We start from the raw sequence: 1,046 nt of genomic DNA on the forward strand, positions 1-1,046 counted from the left end.
CAGGAACTCCTCGCGGGGGTAGCCCTCGATGGGTGTGGCGGGGTAGAGGAGGCTGAGGGCGGAGGGTGCGATGACCGCCTGCTTCAGGGGGCGGTCCGTGAACTGCCGTGCTGCGCGGAGATAGGTCTCGGCCCGCACCTGGTAGCGGAAGGGCCCTTGCGTGATGCTGGGGAGCTGTCGGGTGTGCCCGTCGGCGAAGGGGATGACGGCACCGTCCGGGGAGAGGGTGTCGAGGCCGGTCACGGGGTAGGTGGCGAAGCTCGGCTTGGACTGTTCGCCGTCCACGAGGACAGGGCTGCCGACTCGTTCCAGCTGGGCCAGGGTGTCCGCGACGGCCTGCTCCTGCTGTTTGGCGAGGTCCCTGTCGTCCAGGGTTCCCTGGGCGTGTGCGGTGAGGGCGTGCATGAGGGTCGCGGAACGCGGAAGGCTGCCGATCGGCTCAGTGGCGATGGTCATGGTCGGAAGAATAGGAAGAGGTCGGGGTCCGGATCACCGGAAAGCCCTGATTGCCGTGTGTGCAGGGGAAGTTCAGGCGAAACTGCCGCGCGGCGGGACGTGGTGGTGTAGGGCGGGGGAGAGAGCCGGCGGGGTTCTAGGATCCGGTCGTGGCCACGGCGGAGGAGGTGCCCAGCTGGGAGCGGGGGGTTTTCTCGCCGACGCGGTTGGGCTCGATGGTGCGGGGGTCGACGGCCTCTCCGGGGGCGCCTTGGCGGTAGACGCCTTCGGGATCGGAGTCCCGGTCGTGCGGGAGCAGGAAGAAGACCCGGCGCCGGTACAGGCCGCTGTCAGGGTCCGCCTCGGCGTCGGCCCCGAGTTCGATGTAGCCGATCATGCGGCCGTCGCGGGCGTAGCGCGGTTTGTTCTTGCGCCGGGGGGTCTTGTCCAGGGCCTGGCGGACGTAGTCGAGGCCCTCGGGGTCTTCGAGCCACACGACGTTCGCCTCGTGGACGAGATCGCTGTCGGTCAGTAGCGAGCTCATGGCGGCGACCTCTCCTTCATCGGCGTGCACCGGGTGGGGCGGTGCCTGCGTGGTGCGTGTGTTCATC

At 69.2% G+C, this 1,046-nt stretch carries 1 protein-coding gene and 1 pseudogene; both read right to left on the reverse strand.

All coding sequences use genetic code 11. The annotated features are described in order from the left end of the window. A pseudogene (locus ACFVUH_RS37475) lies at positions 1 to 456 on the reverse strand (5-methyltetrahydropteroyltriglutamate--homocysteine methyltransferase); the annotation flags it as partial. Between the two features lie 136 nt (positions 457 to 592). After that, positions 593 to 979, reverse strand: coding sequence for a DUF6009 family protein (locus tag ACFVUH_RS37480; RefSeq protein WP_030592536.1), 387 nt, complete (start codon positions 977 to 979; stop codon positions 593 to 595). Between the last annotated feature and the right edge of the window lie 67 nt (positions 980 to 1,046).

The organism is Kitasatospora sp. NPDC058032, assembly GCF_042885845.1.
Classification (GTDB): Bacteria; Actinomycetota; Actinomycetes; order Streptomycetales; family Streptomycetaceae; genus Kitasatospora.

Excerpts from the sequence above, each read along its gene's own strand:
- ACFVUH_RS37480 (WP_030592536.1), bottom strand. The coding sequence starts at position 979 with ATGAGCTCGCTACTGACCGACAGCGATCTCGTCCACGAGGCGAACGTC.